Genomic DNA, 14,957 nt, shown 5'->3' with positions numbered 1-14,957 from the left:
ATGTCAGAAAAGGTTTCAATTCATGATGCAGAAATTAATCTGAAAAGAGAAGGGAAAAATAGGGCTATGCCTGTCTGCACAGGCTGTTCTCCCTATTATCGCCGCCATTAACGCATTTTTTTCGTCTGATAACGTTTGTACCAGCGTTCAAAAGAAACGGCGGGCATAGGTTTAGCGAATAAAAAGCCCTGTCGTTCATTGACACCGTTTTTTGTCAGGAAGGCATCTTCTTTAGCATTTTCTACGCCTTCGGCAATCACTTGTAAATTTAGCGCCTGAGCCACCGCGACAATCGCCCGAACCAGAGATTGCGACAGCGGTTGCTTATGGATATCTCTGACGAAAGCCTGATCCAGTTTAACGGCATCAATAGGGAACCGGGCGAGTTGAGAAAGCGAAGAATACCCGGTGCCAAAATCATCCAGATGAATCTGAGCGCCGAGCTGACTAAATTGCTGGATAACCGATAGCGCCAGCGTGTCGTTTTCAATCAGGCAGCTTTCCGTTAGCTCGACATCGATCGGGCAATACTCAAAATTCAGATCGTACAAAGCCTGTTTGAGCGCAGTAAAAAGCGTCTGGTCGGCCAGTTGTCGCGCCGAAAAGTTAACGGCTACGCGCAAGTTAATCCCCTTATCGCGCCATTTCGCAATCTGGCGAACCACATCCAGAATCACCCAGCGGCCCAGCGGGACGATGAGTCCTGACTCTTCGGCGTATGAGATGAACTCCAGCGGCGGAATTAATCCGCGTTCCGGCGATTGCCAGCGTACCAGCGCTTCCAGGCTACGTACTTCGCCGCGCCAGGTAATTTTGGGCTGATAGTGAATAAGTAACTGGTCGTTTTCCAGCGCTTTTCGCAGGTTTGTATCCAGCCAGTGATAGTCAAATACGCGCTGATTCATTTCCGGCGAAAAAACGCAGAACTGACCGCGGCCGCCTTCTTTGGCGTTATACATTGCGGTGTCGGCAGTGCGAATGAGACTTTCGCTGTCCTGTCCGTGCCGGGGGGCCAACGAAATGCCAATGGCGCATCCCGTGTAAACTTCAATAAGTCCAATACGAAACGGTTGCCGCAGACGGGTAAGGATTCGTGAGGCTACTGCTTCCAGCGCGGCCTGAGACGTATGGGCAGCGAGGATAATGAATTCATCTCCCCCCAGTCTGGCCAGCAATTGATCTTCCTCCAGACAACTCAACAGCGCCAGCGAAACGGCCTGTAAGAGCTGATCGCCAAACATATGCCCATAGACGTCATTAATTTTCTTGAAGTTATCCAGATCGAGATAAACGATACCCACCTGCGACTCGCCAGCCGAGGCAATAGCATGATTAATAAATTCATGGATAGCATTGCGATTGGGCAGGCCGGTGACGGTGTCTGTATTCGCCAGTATGCGTAAACGCTCCTGAGCCCGCCTTTCTTCGGTGATATCCGTGCCTGCGCAGATCAGGAAAATTTCGTTTTTTCCGCTACCGTTATGGACGAATTTATTACGAAATAAGAACAGGCGTTGGCCTTGACGGGTCTTTATCCAGCGTTCGATTTCATAGGCATTGCCATTGCGAAAAAAATTCTCAATGTAGTGCCGGGAGGCAACCGCCTCCCGGCGACTCATAAATAATTTAAAGACGCTTTGACCAATTACATCTCGCTCTTTTAAGCCCGTGTACTCTTCGCATAACCGATTAAATCGACAGATTTTTCCCCGACTATCCAGTATCGCAATGACTGAGTTGGCTTCTGATACGATTTGCTCGGCAAAAGAGAGCTCCTGCGCCTGCGTTGGCGCGACGGCAGGCGTATCAGGCCAGGTTGCCAGGCTGCCAGCCCATTCACGGTTATTAATCTTACGGCCTACCAGGTGCACAGCGGTAACCTGTTTTTCTATCAACAACGTTATCAGCAGACTGGACGTAATCGCCGTTATTTCCCGGATACGCCCGGCTTGCTCCGGCGATAGCTCAACCGTTTTTTCTGCATCCGTTTCACCTGTCGGGGAGAGATACAGCACGTTGCGGTCATCAGCCAGACGCCAGTGAGAGTGAAGGGGATTTAGCGCCGTTTGTTCCTGAATCTGTTTCATCATGCGTACCATCCCATTTAAGCGCCAGGTGCCCGAAAAGAAAGGTTAGCCATGTTATAAATAAGGGTAATTATGGCTGAACGTATTGTTTTATCTATGTATTCATATGTAATCCAGATTCTGGAAAAAGCATAGTCGCCAGCTAAAAATAACAAGAAATGGGGCGCTTGAATAAGATTAAACTTAGAGCATGACGGAAGGGAGAAGAAGAAAAGAAACGGCCTTTGCCTTCTCAGCAAAGGCCGTTGAGTGAGCTAAGCGTGGTTACGCTGCCGGTCGGGCAATAATGCTGCGGGTTTCCATGCGAACTTCCGCAATAGTGATATCAATGACATCCGTCACTTTATAAACCGTCTCACCTTTAATCTGTACCGTACCGTTTTCCTGGCTGCATACCAGTTCATCGCGAACGGCGTGCAGGAACGGGGCAGGGATAAAGGCGATAGCGCCGTTATCGACCAGTCGCACGCGCATACCACCGCGGCTGACGTCAATAATTTCTGCCGCGAAACGGGTATTTGTCCCCGCCTTATCGTTAAGGAAGCGTGCATATAACCAGTCGCCGACATCGCGCTCCGCCATGCGGTTCAGGCGACGGCGTTCCGCCATTTGTTGGGTGATATCTTCCTGCGGACGCGCAATAGCCTCCCCCTTGATGACCGCTTTCAGCAGGCGATGGTTAATCATATCGCCATACTTACGGATGGGAGAGGTCCAGGTGGCATAAGCCTCAAGACCAAGACCGAAATGCGGCCCCGGCTCGGTGCTGATTTCCGCAAAAGACTGGAAGCGACGAATGCGGCTGTCAAGGAAACCGGAGGGCTGCGCATCCAGTTCGCGACGCAGTTTACAGAAGCCTTCCAGCGTCAGCACCTCTTCGGCATCGACATGCAGACCATGCGTTTTCAGCAGCGCGGCCAGCGCGTCGGCATTCGCGGGATCGAAGCCCGTATGTACGTTGTAAATACCGAAACCGAGCTTATCGCGCAGTACGCGCGCGGCGCAAAGGTTAGCGGCGATCATCGACTCTTCTACGATACGGTTAGCGATACGGCGCGGTTCCGCCACAATATCCAGTACTTCGCCTTTTTCGCCAAGCACAAAGCGGTAATCCGGGCGGTCTTTAAAGACTAACGCATGATGATGACGCCACTCACTGCGGCTTAGACAAATACGGTGCAACAGACGAATCTGCTGGGCAATGCCTTCGTTCTCCGGCTGCCAGGTGCCGTTATTTTCCAGCCAGTCGGAGACATTGTCGTACGCCAGCTTGGCCTTCGATTCGATGGTGGCCGCAAAAAAGGCGATATCATCGTCAATGGTGCCGTCCGCGGCGATGATCATGCGACAGGCGAGCGCCGGACGCACTTCGTTGGCGCGCAGCGAACACAGATCGTCAGACAGCTCACGCGGCAGCATAGGAATATTGAAGCCCGGCAGGTAGTTGGTGAAGGCGCGAATTTTCGCTGTGTTATCCAGCTTACTGCCTTCGGCAATCCAGGCGGTAGGATCGGCGATAGCCACCGTAAGCTGGAGTCTGCCGTCCGCTAATTCCTCAGCATAAAGCGCGTCATCCATATCTTCAGTGCTGGCGCTGTCGATAGTGACGAAATTCAGCGCGGTCAGATCCTGGCGCTCCAGCCCTTCGTCCAGCATCTCCGTCGCTACGCCGTTCGGCGCTTCTTTTTCCAGGTTGTGGCGGGCAAGCGTAACCCACCAGGGAACAAAGTGATCGTCGGCAAAGGTGATGTACTGCGTTAAATCGGCGTAAAACGAACGGTCGCCTTTAAGCGGATGGCGGCGCATTTCGGCAACCGCCCAGTCACCTTCTTTGAACTCATGCTGAACGCCGCGCGCGGCGCGGCAGGGAATCGCGTCTTTCAGCAACGGATTATCCGGCACGATGGACAGGCGGTCATTTTTACCCTGAACTTTTCCCACAAAGCGCGTCAGGAACGGTTCGATCAGTTCTTCCGGCTCGGCAGACTCCCGTTCTTTTTCCGTGTGGATGACCGCGACGATACGATCGCCATGCATCACTTTTTTCATCTGCGGCGGAGGAATAAAATAGCTTTTTTGCGCGTCAACCTCAAGGAAGCCAAAGCCTTTTTCCGTGGCTTTTACGACCCCTTCAGCGCGCGGCGTCTGGGAATGCAGTTGCTGTTTAAGCTGCGCTAGCAGCGGGTTGTCCTGAAACATATTCGTCTATTTTCGTAGCCAAAAGAGCGGCTGACAGTTTTACGCGATTCTGCCTGGCGCAGCAAGCGCTCTTTCAGTAATGGATGAGTTAATAGGTTTCGCCCAACGCGATTTTTAAACGATTTAACCATCCGCACACGCCGCACCAGCCTAACATATTAATGGCCTGCTCCGATGAAACTCCCCTGGTGAGTAGCGGGAAAAAATGCGCGGCGCTAAAGCGATCGGGCGCTCTGGTGAGCCATTGTATCGCCTGTGTCAGCGCAGGCTCAAGTTCCCAACGAGCGATGTCGTCGTCTTCCTGGCGTAACGTGATGACAGCGCGACGCCACGCGCCAGGTTGGGTTGCCTGTTCGTTAAAGCAGGCGGCGCTGCCGTTGATACGTGATGTGAGGAGCGTGATAAGTGGAAGTAAAGAAGGGGGCGATGCAGTGTGTAATGTGCTGGTCAGTATGCGTTCGAGTAACGCGAATGAAGACGGATCGCGCATGAGTACCGGCGCCATCATTTGGCATTGTGAAGACGAATATTGCCGCCGAACTTTGGTATGGGCTGGAGGATATTCTACCAGACTGGCGGCGGGCCGCCATATCGTCTGGGGGTTTTGAAACCGCGCGGCCCTGGCAAAGCGCTGCATCTCCTGGCCGGGCAGTTCGCGCACGGGCAGACGGCAAAACGCCTGAAATATCGCCGCTACCCGCGCCTGAAAACCGATAAACCCAATGATCTGATTGATGAGTACGGTATCCCGGGCGGTTAATCCCACCTCTGCAAGCTGTTCGCGGGCTCGCGTATTGATAACGGAGGGGGAGCCGGCAAGCTGACGAGCGTATTGCGTAATTTGCGCCAGCCGTTGATTGCTCTCTCTTGAGGCGTCAGGGCCAGGTAGCGGCGCCAGACGCGCGGCATAATGGCGGCACAAACGCTGAACCCCAAATACCTGAGCGGCGGTCAGCGCGGTGCTCATACGTTCATAGGTGCTAAACGTATGAAGCCGGTCGTTGAGAACCGTGCGGGGAAATAAGACATCCGCCAACTGGCGAGCGGGCTTTAACCATGACTCAAAAGGCGTCAACGCGGTTTCTGCTACCGTTAAATCCAGTAAAAAACGATCGTTAACATACGCGGCTTCCGGCATCAGCGAAAGCGGGGGTTGTGACGACATAGTGGATTGTGTTTCATGATACCAGTGGCTTTTACCCGCTTTTCGGCATTGTTCCATAGGGTTTCCCGAGGATGAAATGGCGATCGATAATGATTCGGCGTCGGATCGTTTATGCTGGATTATCCTGGCGTATGCGGGAAAGGGATGAAAGATTGTTAGGTGATAACAAATATCAGAACGCTATATAACGAGATGAGCGGTGAGTGAGGGGAATGGGGCAGCACAGCCGTGCCGCCCGCTAATAAACTTAATGCGCTTACTTCAGTTCCAGTTCATTCATTGCCGCAATGCTGAACCCGCCGTCAACATGGACGACTTCGCCAGAAATGCCTGCCGAGAGATCGGAACACAGAAACGCCGCTGAGTTACCCACATCTTCAATGGTCACGGTGCGACGAATTGGCGTAACGGCTTCACAATGCGCCAGCATTTTACGGAAGTCTTTAATACCGGACGCCGCCAGCGTGCGGATTGGACCCGCAGAGATGGCGTTGACGCGAACGCCTTCCGGCCCCATTGCATTTGCCATATAACGCACGTTGGCTTCCAGAGAGGCTTTCGCCAGACCCATGACATTGTAGTTCGGGATGGCGCGCTCCGCTCCCAGATAAGACAAGGTCAACAGCGCAGAACCCGGATTCAGCATGGTGCGGCAGGCTTTCGCCATGGCAACAAAGCTGTAAGAGCTAATATCGTGAGCGATTTTAAAGCCTTCGCGGGTAACCGCATTAACATAATCGCCGTCCAGCTGATCGCCAGGCGCGAAACCGATCGAGTGTACAAAACCGTCAAATTTCGGCCAAACGTTACCCAGCTCCGCAAACATAGCGTCAATGCTGGCATCTTCAGCGACATCACACGGTAAAACGATGCTGGAACCCAGCTGGGCAGCAAATTCTTCTACGCGGCCTTTCAGTTTGTCGTTCTGGTAGGTGAACGCCAGTTCAGCTCCTTCGCGGTGCATCGCCTGTGCGATACCGTAGGCGATGGACAGTTTACTGGCCACGCCAGTGACCAGAATGCGCTTACCGGAAAGAAAACCCATAGCTTTAATCCTTATAGTCATTGCTTATTTTTTGCTTTTACGAACAATGGTTAACAGCAACTTTTCAACATTATTCGAAATTAGTCTGAAATTATATCCCACTCCTGGCCCCGTGTGTCACGCTATTTTTCCGCCGCTATCTCCGGCAGGTGACGTTCTAAAACCACACGGTAACGAAGTCCCTGAGGATTTTGAGCACTCCCCAGGGCCAAACTGGCAAATCAAAGAGTCTAATGGGACAGGCCCTACGGTGCAGTATACCAGCTGGTGTAAGGTTCGCCTCATCCAACCAGAGACACCGGGACGGATAGCAAGTACGATAGCGATGCGCTTTCCACCAGACAAATAAAGGTTCTGTAGGAAGCCTGAATATTCATCCAAATGGTTTACCTCACCTATTAGCGATGTTATGGACATGTAATTTTAACCAGCAAATGCTTAACAAAAATAATTTCTTTTTTAAGCGCTGAAGGTTTTCTCTATTTATTGATGCAGAGTAATACTGAATATGAAAAATTTTGGAAATCAGGTGATTACAGTAGTTACAAACCAGGTTTTTATATGTTTGCATGTGTATTATAATAAATTTTCAGAGGATGAGACATATGCCGTTTACATTTCATATCGGAAATCATAGTTGCCAGATATCAGAAAGGTATTTAAGAGATATCATCGATAATAAAAGAGAGCATGTTTTTTCAACGTGTGAGAAATTTATAGATTTTTTCAGGAATATATTTACCAGGCGAAGTTTAATTTCTGATTATAGAGAAATCTATAATCTACTGTGCCAAAAAAAAGAGCATCCCGATATTAAAGGGCCTTTCTCTCCAGGACCATTTTCGAAGCGAGATGAAGACTGTACACGATGGCGCCCCCTTCTTGGATATATTAAACTTATTGATGCCTCCAGGCCTGAAACAATAGATAAATACACTGTAGAGGTATTAGCACATCAAGAAAATATGTTACTACTACAGATGTTTTACGATGGAGTATTAGTGACCGAGACGGAGTGTTCTGAACGTTGCGTCGATTTTTTAAAAGAAACGATGTTTAATTATAATAACGGGGAAATTACGCTTGCCGCTTTGGGTAATGATAATCTACCGCCGAGCGAGGCAGGTAGTAATGGAATCTATGAGGCTTTTGAGCAACGTTTGATAGACTTCCTGACCACGCCCGCCACGGCGTCTGGTTATGAGAGCGGCGCTATTGATCAGACGGATGCATCACAACCAGCGGCAATAGAGGCGTTTATTAACTCGCCGGAGTTTCAGAAAAATATTCGCATGCGTGATATTGAAAAAAATAAAATAGGTAGCGGAAGTTATGGGACAGTCTATCGGTTACATGATGACTTTGTTGTTAAGATTCCAGTTAATGAGCGGGGAATAAAAGTGGATGTTAACTCTCAGGAACATCGTAATTGTCATCCTGAGCGTGTCAGTAAGTATTTGAATATGGCCAATGGCGACAAGAATTTTTCTCGTTCGGCCATCATGAATATTAATGGTAAAGACGTTACGGTTTTAGTTTCAAAATATATTCAAGGTCAGGAGTTCGATGTTGAAGATGAAGATAACTATCGAATGGCGGAGGAGCTTCTTAAATCCCGGGGGGTTTTTATGCATGATATAAATATCTTAGGTAATATTCTGATTAAAGAAGGGGTTCTTTTCTTTGTGGATGGCGATCAAATGGTGCTGTCACAAGAATCCCGGCAACAGCGAAGCGTTTCTCTTGCAACAAGGCAACTGGAAGAGCAAATTAAGGCCCATCACATGATAAAATTAAAGCGGGCCGAGACCGAAGGAGATACTGAAGATATTGAATATTATAAGTCACTTATTGCGGATCTTGATGCGTTAATCGGAGAGGAAGAACAGACACCTGCGCCAGGAAGACGTTTTAAACTAGCCGCGCCTGAGGAAGGGACTCTTGTGGCTAAGGTATTAAAGAATGAATTAAAAAAATAGCATTTAGTTCAGTTCTTTTCTGCGAATCGCCGGGGGCTCATTCGCTACAGATTTGCCGATCAATTATTGAGAGTTGCTATTCGCTTCAAGGTCGTTCGGGGGATCTGGACAGCCTGTAGCGGAGATGCAACTCGCCATTAGGGTTGGCGATGCCGCGCTGCCATAGTGGGTGAAATGCCACGCGATGGTGCAACACCATTAACTCGCCTTGATTTTTCCCCTCTGCCTGACAAGAAAAACATGGCTTTACGGATGGTCTCATGCCGTCGTATTAGCGTTGGTCGGCGTAGTATGTAAATTTCCTTATAGCAATAGAAGAACATTCTCAAAACATAAAATTAGCAAGTTATCATGAAGTTAACATATATTGTTTTTTTCGATCATTTTTTATATATTGATCGTTTTTATTGATTGATTTGCGTTAAAAGCGCATTATCAGGGAGTTAAGATCAAGTGGAGTGGTCACATGCGCTATTTTTTTATGGCAGAGCCGATAAGGGCAATGGAGGGGGATTTACTGGGCGTCGAAATTATTACCCATTTTGCATCGTCGCCCGCTCGTCCGCTACACCCTGAGTTTGTTATCTCGTCATGGGACAATTCGCAGAAGCGCCGTTTTCTGCTTGATCTGTTGCGGACAATCGCGGCCAAACATGGCTGGTTTCTACGCCACGGCCTATTCTGTATCGTAAATATTGATCGGGGTATGGCGCAGCTTGTCCTTCAGGATAAAGATATTCGCGCATTACTACACGCCATGCTATTTGTGGAGCTGCAGGTCGCTGAACATTTTTCATGTCAAGATAACGCCTTAATCGATCCTTTAATACACGCGCTTCATAAGCAACCTAATCCATTATGGCTGGGCGACCTGGGCGTAGGGAATGCAACCGCTGCGCCATTAGTTTGCGGGTGTTTTAGCGGCGTAAAACTTGATCGCAGCTTTTTTGTCTCACAAATTGAAAAAATGACGTTTCCGCTGCTTGTCAAACATATCCGGCGTTATTGTGACAAGATCGTGGTGGGGGGCCAGGAAAACACACGCTATTTGCCGGTGTTAAAAACGGCAGGCATTTGGGCAACCCAGGGCACGTTATTTCCTTCCGTTGCGTTAGAAGAGGTTGAAACATTGCTGTTGGGCAGTCGCATGAACACCCTCAGAGAATCGAACTGAGGGTATTTGTTTCGCTTAGCGATCCTTTCGCCATGCGTCAGCGGTCAGCGCCTCGCCAAAATGGCCTGCGATTAAACGGCGGGTAAGCTCATGTAGCGGAGAGGCGAGCACATCGGCGGTGCTGCCGCGTTCAACCACTTCCCCCTGATGCATCACTAATACCTGATCGCTAATATGTTTCATCATGCCGATATGCTGCGTGACATAGATATAGGAGATGCCTTGTTTTTCCTGCAATTCAAGCATCAGATTGATGAGCTGCGAGCGCATGGACATATCAAGCGAAGCCAGCGCTTCGTCCGCGATAATGACTTTAGGGCGTAAAATCAGCGCGCGGGCCAGGCCCAGACGCTGTTTCTGCCCCGGCGCCAGCATATGCGGGTAGTAGCTCACGTGATCGGGCAATAGCCCCACCATACGCATCGTCTCGACAATCTGTTTGCGCCGCTGTTCCGGCTCCAGATCGGTATTAAGGCGCAGGGGGAAGTCAAGGATCTGCGAAATACGTTGACGTGGATTCAGTGACGTTGAGGGGTCCTGAAAAATCATTCGAATACGTTGGCTTCGAAACGAATAGTCGCCGTAATGCAGGGGATGATCGTCAATAAGAAGCTCGCCGCTGGTGGGTTCAATCATGCCGGCCAGCATCTTCGCCAGCGTGGATTTGCCGGAACCGTTTTCGCCGATAATGGCCAGGGTCTGACGCTCACGAAGCGTAAAGCTTAATGGTTTCACGGCGTCGACGGTCTGGCGACGAAACCATCCTGTCCGGTAGCGAAAGGTTTTACTCAGGTTGCGCACTTCAAGCAGAGTTTCCACCATATCACTCTCTCTCCATATTCAGCGGAAAATGACAGGCATAGAGATGATTTTTCGCGCCGGTTAAGCGTGGCGTGATAATGCATTCTCGTTGCGCGTAAGGGCAGCGCGGCCCCAGACGACAACCTATCGGTAACTGCTCCAGTAGCGGGATCGCGCCCGGCAGCGTATTGAGACGGCTTTTATGCGGCATCGCGCTGCCAAAATCCGGAATCGCACGGATAAGCGCCTGCGTATAAGGATGATGTGGCGTCGTCACCAGATCTTTACTTGGCGCGGTTTCTACCGTCTGGCCGCAGTATAAAACGTTGATTTTGTCAGCCCACTGACTCAGCATTTGCAGGTCGTGGCTAATCAACAGAATGGTGGTATTACTGTTTTGATTCAGTCGCGTCAACAGGCGAAAAATTTGCGCCTGCGTCGTCGGTTCCATTGAGTTGGTGGGTTCATCAGCGATCAGGAGTCGCGGTTGATTCGCCAGCGCGATAGCGATCATAACTTTCTGACACTCGCCATCGGTCAGTTCATAGGGAAAACTGCGCATCGCGTCTTTATGATCTTTAATTCCCACTCGGTGCAGTAATTCAATTGCACGCCGTTTACGCCAGCCTAAACGCTGCCACCAGCGGCCTTTATAGGTCCAGGCGGGAATATTTTGCATTAACTGGCGGCCGACGCGTTCGGAAGGATCAAGGCACGACTGCGGCTCCTGGAAGATCATCGACACATTATGTCCGACCAGCTTACGCCGTTCACGTGAGGAGAGGCGCAGCAGATCGATATCATCAAAACGCATACGGTCGGCAGTGACTCGCCAGTTGTCTTTCGCGACGCCGCAAATAGCTTTAGCAATCAAGCTCTTTCCGGAACCCGATTCACCTACCAGGCCGCGAATTTCACCTTCGCTTAATGTCATACTGACGCGATCGACCGCTTTTACCCAACCTTCGCTGGTTTTAAATTCAATGGTGAGATTGCGGATATCCAGTAACGGCATTATTCCACCCCCGCAATAATCGCACGACGAATCCCATCTCCGAGCAGGTTTACCAGTAAAACACTGAGCGTTATCGCCGCGCCGGGTAGCATAACGGTCCACGGCGCGACATAGATTAGCTCCAGCGCATCCCCCAACATGGCGCCCCATTCAGGAGAGGGAAGCTGCGCGCCGAGATCTAAAAATCCCAGCGCGGCGATGTCCAGAATCGCCATCGACAGCGCCCGGGTAATTTCGGTGACCAGACCGGCGGTAATATTCGGTAAAATGGCGAACCACAGAATATTCAGCGTTGTCGCGCCATCCAGACGGGCGGCAATGACGTACTCTTTTTCCAGTTCATCATGCACCATGCTGTAGACGGAACGTACCATTCGCGGCAACAGGGCCAGCCAGACGGCAAACATCGCGTGTGACAGATGTGGGCCGGCAAATGCCACGACGATAATCGCCAGCAAGAGCGAAGGGATGGAAAGTAGCGTGTCCAGAATATGGTTCAGCACGGCAGAGCGTAAACCGTGCGTCGCGCCTGCCACTACGCCGAGGACTAATCCACATAGCGTAGCCGCCAGCGTTACGATAAACGCGCCGCCGACCGTGGGCGCCGCGCCGCTTAACAGGCGGCTCAGCACATCGCGCCCCAGATCGTCAGTCCCCAGAAAAAAGGAGACTTCGCCATAGCGTGACCAGGAGGGTGGCAGTAGCTGATAGCCCAGAAATTGCTGATCGATACCATAGGGCGCGATCCAGCCGCCAAAAATACACAGCAACGCCAGACCGGCGCATCCATACAGACCCACCATCGCAGGCGCGTCGCTATAAAATTTACGCCAGGCAGTGCGCAGGGTGCCTGGCGGGCGCTTTTCGCTGTATACGCTATCGTAAGGCATACCATTCCTTATGTTTCAGAGGGTTAGCCATAGCACCCAAAATATCGGAAATCACATTGACCACAATAACCAGCGACCCAATGACCATCACGCCAGCGGAAATAGCGGCATAGTCCTGCTGACGAATGGCATGAATTAACCATCGTCCCAGCCCTGGCCAGCTGAAAACCATTTCGGTAATCATCGCCAGCGTTAACATGGTTGAAAACTGCAGACCAAGACGGGGAATGACCGGCGGCAGCGCATTATGCAACACGTGACGACGTAAAATCGTAAAGCGCGACAAGCCGCGCGTGGCCGCCGCTTTAACGTAGTTCTGATCGTAGACCTCAATAGTGCTGATTCGCATCAGGCGGATCACTTCTGTGGTCGGCGCGACGGAAAGCGTGAGCACCGGTAAAACCATATGCCGTATGGCGCTCATTACCATTTCATCGCGCCACGGCGAATCTGAAATCCAGGCGTCAATGATGGCGAAACCGGTAACCGGTTTAACTTCATAAAGCAGGTCAAATCGCCCGGATACCGGCAGCCACCCCAGCGTGAGCGAAAAGAACAGTGTGAGCAGAAGCGCCAGCCAGAAAACCGGAATTGAGAAACCTAATAGCGCCAGCGCGCTGATAAAACGATCCGGCCATTTGCTACGCGTCACGCCAGCCAGCATCCCGACCGGGATGCCGACCATCAGCGCAAAACCAAAGGCGAGAATGCACAGCTCCATCGTGGCGGGAAACACCTCTTTAAGCTGTTCGGAGATCAGCTGGCCGTTAATGCTGGACACGCCAAAGTCCCAGTGCAGCAGACCGTTGAACCAGAAAACCCAGGCATTCCATAATGATGCGCCTTGTAGCGGCGCGTGCGGCGTAAAATAGCTCAGGCTAAAGCCGATAAAGGTCAGGAAGAATAGCGTCACCAGCAACAGCAATAACCGACGCAGGGTGAAGATAATCATGGTTTTTTCACCTCTTCGTGTTTTTCGCGGGAGACGCCGGCAAAAGACGCATTGCCGAACGGGCTTAACACCAGCCCTTTAATATCGTAGCGGTAAGCCTGCAGGCGTAGTGATGATGCCAGCGGCAGTATCGGCAGCTCTTTCTCCAGGATATTCTGCGCTTCCTCATACGCTTCTATGCGCGAAGCCAACTGCTGCGACGACAGTGCTTTACGCAGCACGCTGTCAAATTCAGGGTTACACCAGTGGGCGAAATTGGTTTGCGAATTGATGGCCGCACAGCTTAACAGTGGTCTGAAAAAGCTATCCGGATCGTTGCTGTCCGTGGCCCAGCCGGATAAGGTCAGATCGTGATTCATATCCATCAGGCGCGCCTCCTGAAAACGACCTTCAACCGGCACAATGACCACTTTTACGCCAACCTGCGCCATATCCGCCTGAATAAGCTCCGCCGTTTTTAGCGGACTTGGGTTCCAGGCCTGAGAACTGGTCGGCACCCAGAGATGCAGCGTAAGATTCTCAATGCCCAGCGCTTTTAGCTGTTCGCGCGATTTTTCCGGATTGTACTCCGTAATTTTGGCATCGTTACCGTAAGCCCATGAGGCTCTAGGTAAAATGGAGGCTGCGGTTTCCGCCGTGCCGTAATAAATCGACTGCATCAGACGCTGGTTGTTGATCGATAAGGCCAGCGCATGGCGCACTGCGGGATTATTCAACGGCGGCTTATCGGTGTTAAAGGCCAGATAGGCGATATTCATCCCCGGGCGCAACGTCAGACGTAAACGCGGATCGTCGCGTAAAATAGTTAGCTGGCTGGCGGCGGGCCAGGCCAGAACATCGCATTCACCGGTCAGTAATTTCGATAAACGCCCGGTACCGCCGGAGCCTAAATCCACCACCACTTGCGGCATCAGCGGTTTGCCGCGCCAAAACCCATCGTGGCGCTGGAGACGAATAAACTGCCCGGCACGGTACTCCGAAAGCTGGAAAGGCCCGGTGCCGACCGGTTGGCGGTCTAGCAGTTCCTGACGATCTTTTCGGCTAAGCTGCGCGGCGTACTCAGCGGACATGACGGAAGCGTAGTGTGTGGCCAGATGCCATAAAAAGGAGGCGTCTGGCTGCGTCAGGCGAAACTCAACGGTGTTATTGTCCAGCTTACGCACGCTTTTTACATTGTCGGCGAACTGTAGGCTATCAAAGTAGGGGAAGCTACTGCCGTTGATGTTATGCCACGGATGCCGACGATCAAAAATCCGCTGAAAGGTAAAGACGACATCATCAGCATTGAGTTTTCGGGTCGGCGTAAACCAGGCGGTTTTTTGAAAGGAAACGTCGCGGCGCAGGTGAAAACGGTACGTTGCCCCGTTATCCAGCACTTCCCAGCTTTCTGCCAGCTCTGGGACTAAACGATAAGTATAGGGATCGACATCCAACAGGCGGTCATATAACTGGGCGGCCAGGGTATCGACGATGAGGCCGCTGCTCGCTTTTTGCGGATTAAAGGTGTTGACCTGCCCGCTGACACAATACACAAAGCCGCTATCGCGAATATCTGCACTCGCAGTTTGTTCGGGCGCAGTCGCAGCCGTAGCCTGACTACTCAGTAGACCCGCTATCACGATCAGAGACGATAAAACCAGGCGCATAATA

The 14,957-nt window shown here is 51.1% G+C and carries 12 protein-coding genes and 1 pseudogene; 2 read left to right on the top strand and 11 right to left on the bottom strand.

Annotation, left to right across the window (positions count from 1 at the left end; genetic code table 11):
• Window positions 1–107 precede the first annotated feature (107 nt).
• From pdeR to J4650_RS03265, 6 genes and pseudogenes are all read right to left on the bottom strand, one after another.
• Entirely contained in the window at window positions 108–2,090 is a 1,983-nt protein-coding gene (pdeR, locus tag J4650_RS03290) for a cyclic di-GMP phosphodiesterase (RefSeq protein ID WP_023993303.1), read from the bottom strand.
• 261 nt (window positions 2,091–2,351) lie between these two features.
• Window positions 2,352–4,286, bottom strand: coding sequence for an exoribonuclease II (locus tag J4650_RS03285; protein ID WP_124234949.1), 1,935 nt, complete (start codon window positions 4,284–4,286; stop codon window positions 2,352–2,354).
• Window positions 4,287–4,530: 244 nt separating this feature from the next.
• Window positions 4,531–5,508: pseudogene (locus J4650_RS03280) on the bottom strand (CMD domain-containing protein); the annotation flags it as partial.
• Between the two features lie 199 nt (window positions 5,509–5,707).
• Window positions 5,708–6,496 (bottom strand): enoyl-ACP reductase FabI, encoded by a 789-nt coding sequence (gene fabI / locus J4650_RS03275; RefSeq protein ID WP_000506501.1) that lies wholly within the window; start codon window positions 6,494–6,496, stop codon window positions 5,708–5,710.
• 117 nt (window positions 6,497–6,613) lie between these two features.
• Window positions 6,614–6,913: a hypothetical protein gene (locus J4650_RS03270; protein ID WP_010989025.1), complete on the bottom strand. Its 300-nt coding sequence runs from the start codon at window positions 6,911–6,913 to the stop codon at window positions 6,614–6,616.
• On the bottom strand, window positions 6,888–7,067 hold the full coding sequence (locus J4650_RS03265; RefSeq protein ID WP_001535215.1) for a hypothetical protein: 180 nt from the start codon (window positions 7,065–7,067) through the stop codon (window positions 6,888–6,890). Before J4650_RS03265 ends, J4650_RS03270 begins: the two co-directional genes overlap by 26 nt.
• A gap of 34 nt (window positions 7,068–7,101) precedes the next feature.
• Here J4650_RS03265 and steC point away from each other — a divergent pair, with 34 nt between their 5' ends.
• Both steC and J4650_RS03255 read left to right on the top strand, forming a co-directional pair.
• Complete coding sequence (steC, locus tag J4650_RS03260; protein WP_001116912.1) at window positions 7,102–8,475, top strand: SPI-2 type III secretion system effector kinase SteC; 1,374 nt, start codon at window positions 7,102–7,104, stop codon at window positions 8,473–8,475.
• A gap of 466 nt (window positions 8,476–8,941) precedes the next feature.
• Window positions 8,942–9,649, top strand: a complete 708-nt coding sequence (locus J4650_RS03255; protein WP_001268395.1) for an EAL domain-containing protein — start codon at window positions 8,942–8,944, stop codon at window positions 9,647–9,649.
• Between the two features lie 15 nt (window positions 9,650–9,664).
• Here the strand turns inward: J4650_RS03255 and sapF are convergent, their stop codons facing one another.
• From sapF to sapA, 5 genes are read right to left on the bottom strand one after another with little or no spacing between them, the layout of a single operon-like run.
• Window positions 9,665–10,471, bottom strand: coding sequence for a peptide ABC transporter ATP-binding protein SapF (gene sapF, locus J4650_RS03250; RefSeq protein WP_000230462.1), 807 nt, complete (start codon window positions 10,469–10,471; stop codon window positions 9,665–9,667).
• Between the two features lies 1 nt (window position 10,472).
• Complete coding sequence (sapD, locus tag J4650_RS03245) at window positions 10,473–11,465, bottom strand: peptide ABC transporter ATP-binding protein SapD (RefSeq protein ID WP_001128869.1); 993 nt, start codon at window positions 11,463–11,465, stop codon at window positions 10,473–10,475.
• The gene (gene sapC / locus J4650_RS03240) at window positions 11,465–12,355 is read right to left on the bottom strand and encodes a peptide ABC transporter permease SapC (RefSeq protein WP_001146150.1); all 891 of its coding nucleotides are present in this window, start codon (window positions 12,353–12,355) and stop codon (window positions 11,465–11,467) included. The genes sapD and sapC overlap by 1 nt, the downstream gene beginning before the upstream one ends.
• Complete coding sequence (sapB, locus tag J4650_RS03235) at window positions 12,342–13,307, bottom strand: peptide ABC transporter permease SapB (RefSeq protein ID WP_000583298.1); 966 nt, start codon at window positions 13,305–13,307, stop codon at window positions 12,342–12,344. The genes sapC and sapB overlap by 14 nt, the downstream gene beginning before the upstream one ends.
• Entirely contained in the window at window positions 13,304–14,953 is a 1,650-nt protein-coding gene (gene sapA, locus J4650_RS03230; RefSeq protein ID WP_001241630.1) for a peptide ABC transporter substrate-binding protein SapA, read from the bottom strand. Before sapA ends, sapB begins: the two co-directional genes overlap by 4 nt.
• Window positions 14,954–14,957 lie beyond the last annotated feature (4 nt).

The organism is Salmonella sp. 32120201201600049SM (genome assembly GCF_017572835.1).
Classification (GTDB): domain Bacteria; phylum Pseudomonadota; class Gammaproteobacteria; order Enterobacterales; family Enterobacteriaceae; genus Salmonella; species Salmonella enterica.
This window is presented reverse-complemented; position numbering and strand designations above follow the sequence as displayed.

Excerpts from the sequence above, each read along its gene's own strand:
- pdeR (WP_023993303.1), bottom strand. The coding sequence starts at position 2,090 with ATGATGAAACAGATTCAGGAACAAACGGCGCTAAATCCCCTTCACTCT.
- J4650_RS03285 (WP_124234949.1), bottom strand. The coding sequence starts at position 4,286 with ATGTTTCAGGACAACCCGCTGCTAGCGCAGCTTAAACAGCAACTGCAT.
- fabI (WP_000506501.1), bottom strand. The coding sequence starts at position 6,496 with ATGGGTTTTCTTTCCGGTAAGCGCATTCTGGTCACTGGCGTGGCCAGT.
- J4650_RS03270 (WP_010989025.1), bottom strand. The coding sequence starts at position 6,913 with ATGTCCATAACATCGCTAATAGGTGAGGTAAACCATTTGGATGAATAT.
- J4650_RS03265 (WP_001535215.1), bottom strand. The coding sequence starts at position 7,067 with ATGCAAACATATAAAAACCTGGTTTGTAACTACTGTAATCACCTGATT.
- steC (WP_001116912.1), top strand. The coding sequence starts at position 7,102 with ATGCCGTTTACATTTCATATCGGAAATCATAGTTGCCAGATATCAGAA.
- J4650_RS03255 (WP_001268395.1), top strand. The coding sequence starts at position 8,942 with ATGCGCTATTTTTTTATGGCAGAGCCGATAAGGGCAATGGAGGGGGAT.
- sapF (WP_000230462.1), bottom strand. The coding sequence starts at position 10,471 with ATGGTGGAAACTCTGCTTGAAGTGCGCAACCTGAGTAAAACCTTTCGC.
- sapD (WP_001128869.1), bottom strand. The coding sequence starts at position 11,465 with ATGCCGTTACTGGATATCCGCAATCTCACCATTGAATTTAAAACCAGC.
- sapC (WP_001146150.1), bottom strand. The coding sequence starts at position 12,355 with ATGCCTTACGATAGCGTATACAGCGAAAAGCGCCCGCCAGGCACCCTG.
- sapB (WP_000583298.1), bottom strand. The coding sequence starts at position 13,307 with ATGATTATCTTCACCCTGCGTCGGTTATTGCTGTTGCTGGTGACGCTA.
- sapA (WP_001241630.1), bottom strand. The coding sequence starts at position 14,953 with ATGCGCCTGGTTTTATCGTCTCTGATCGTGATAGCGGGTCTACTGAGT.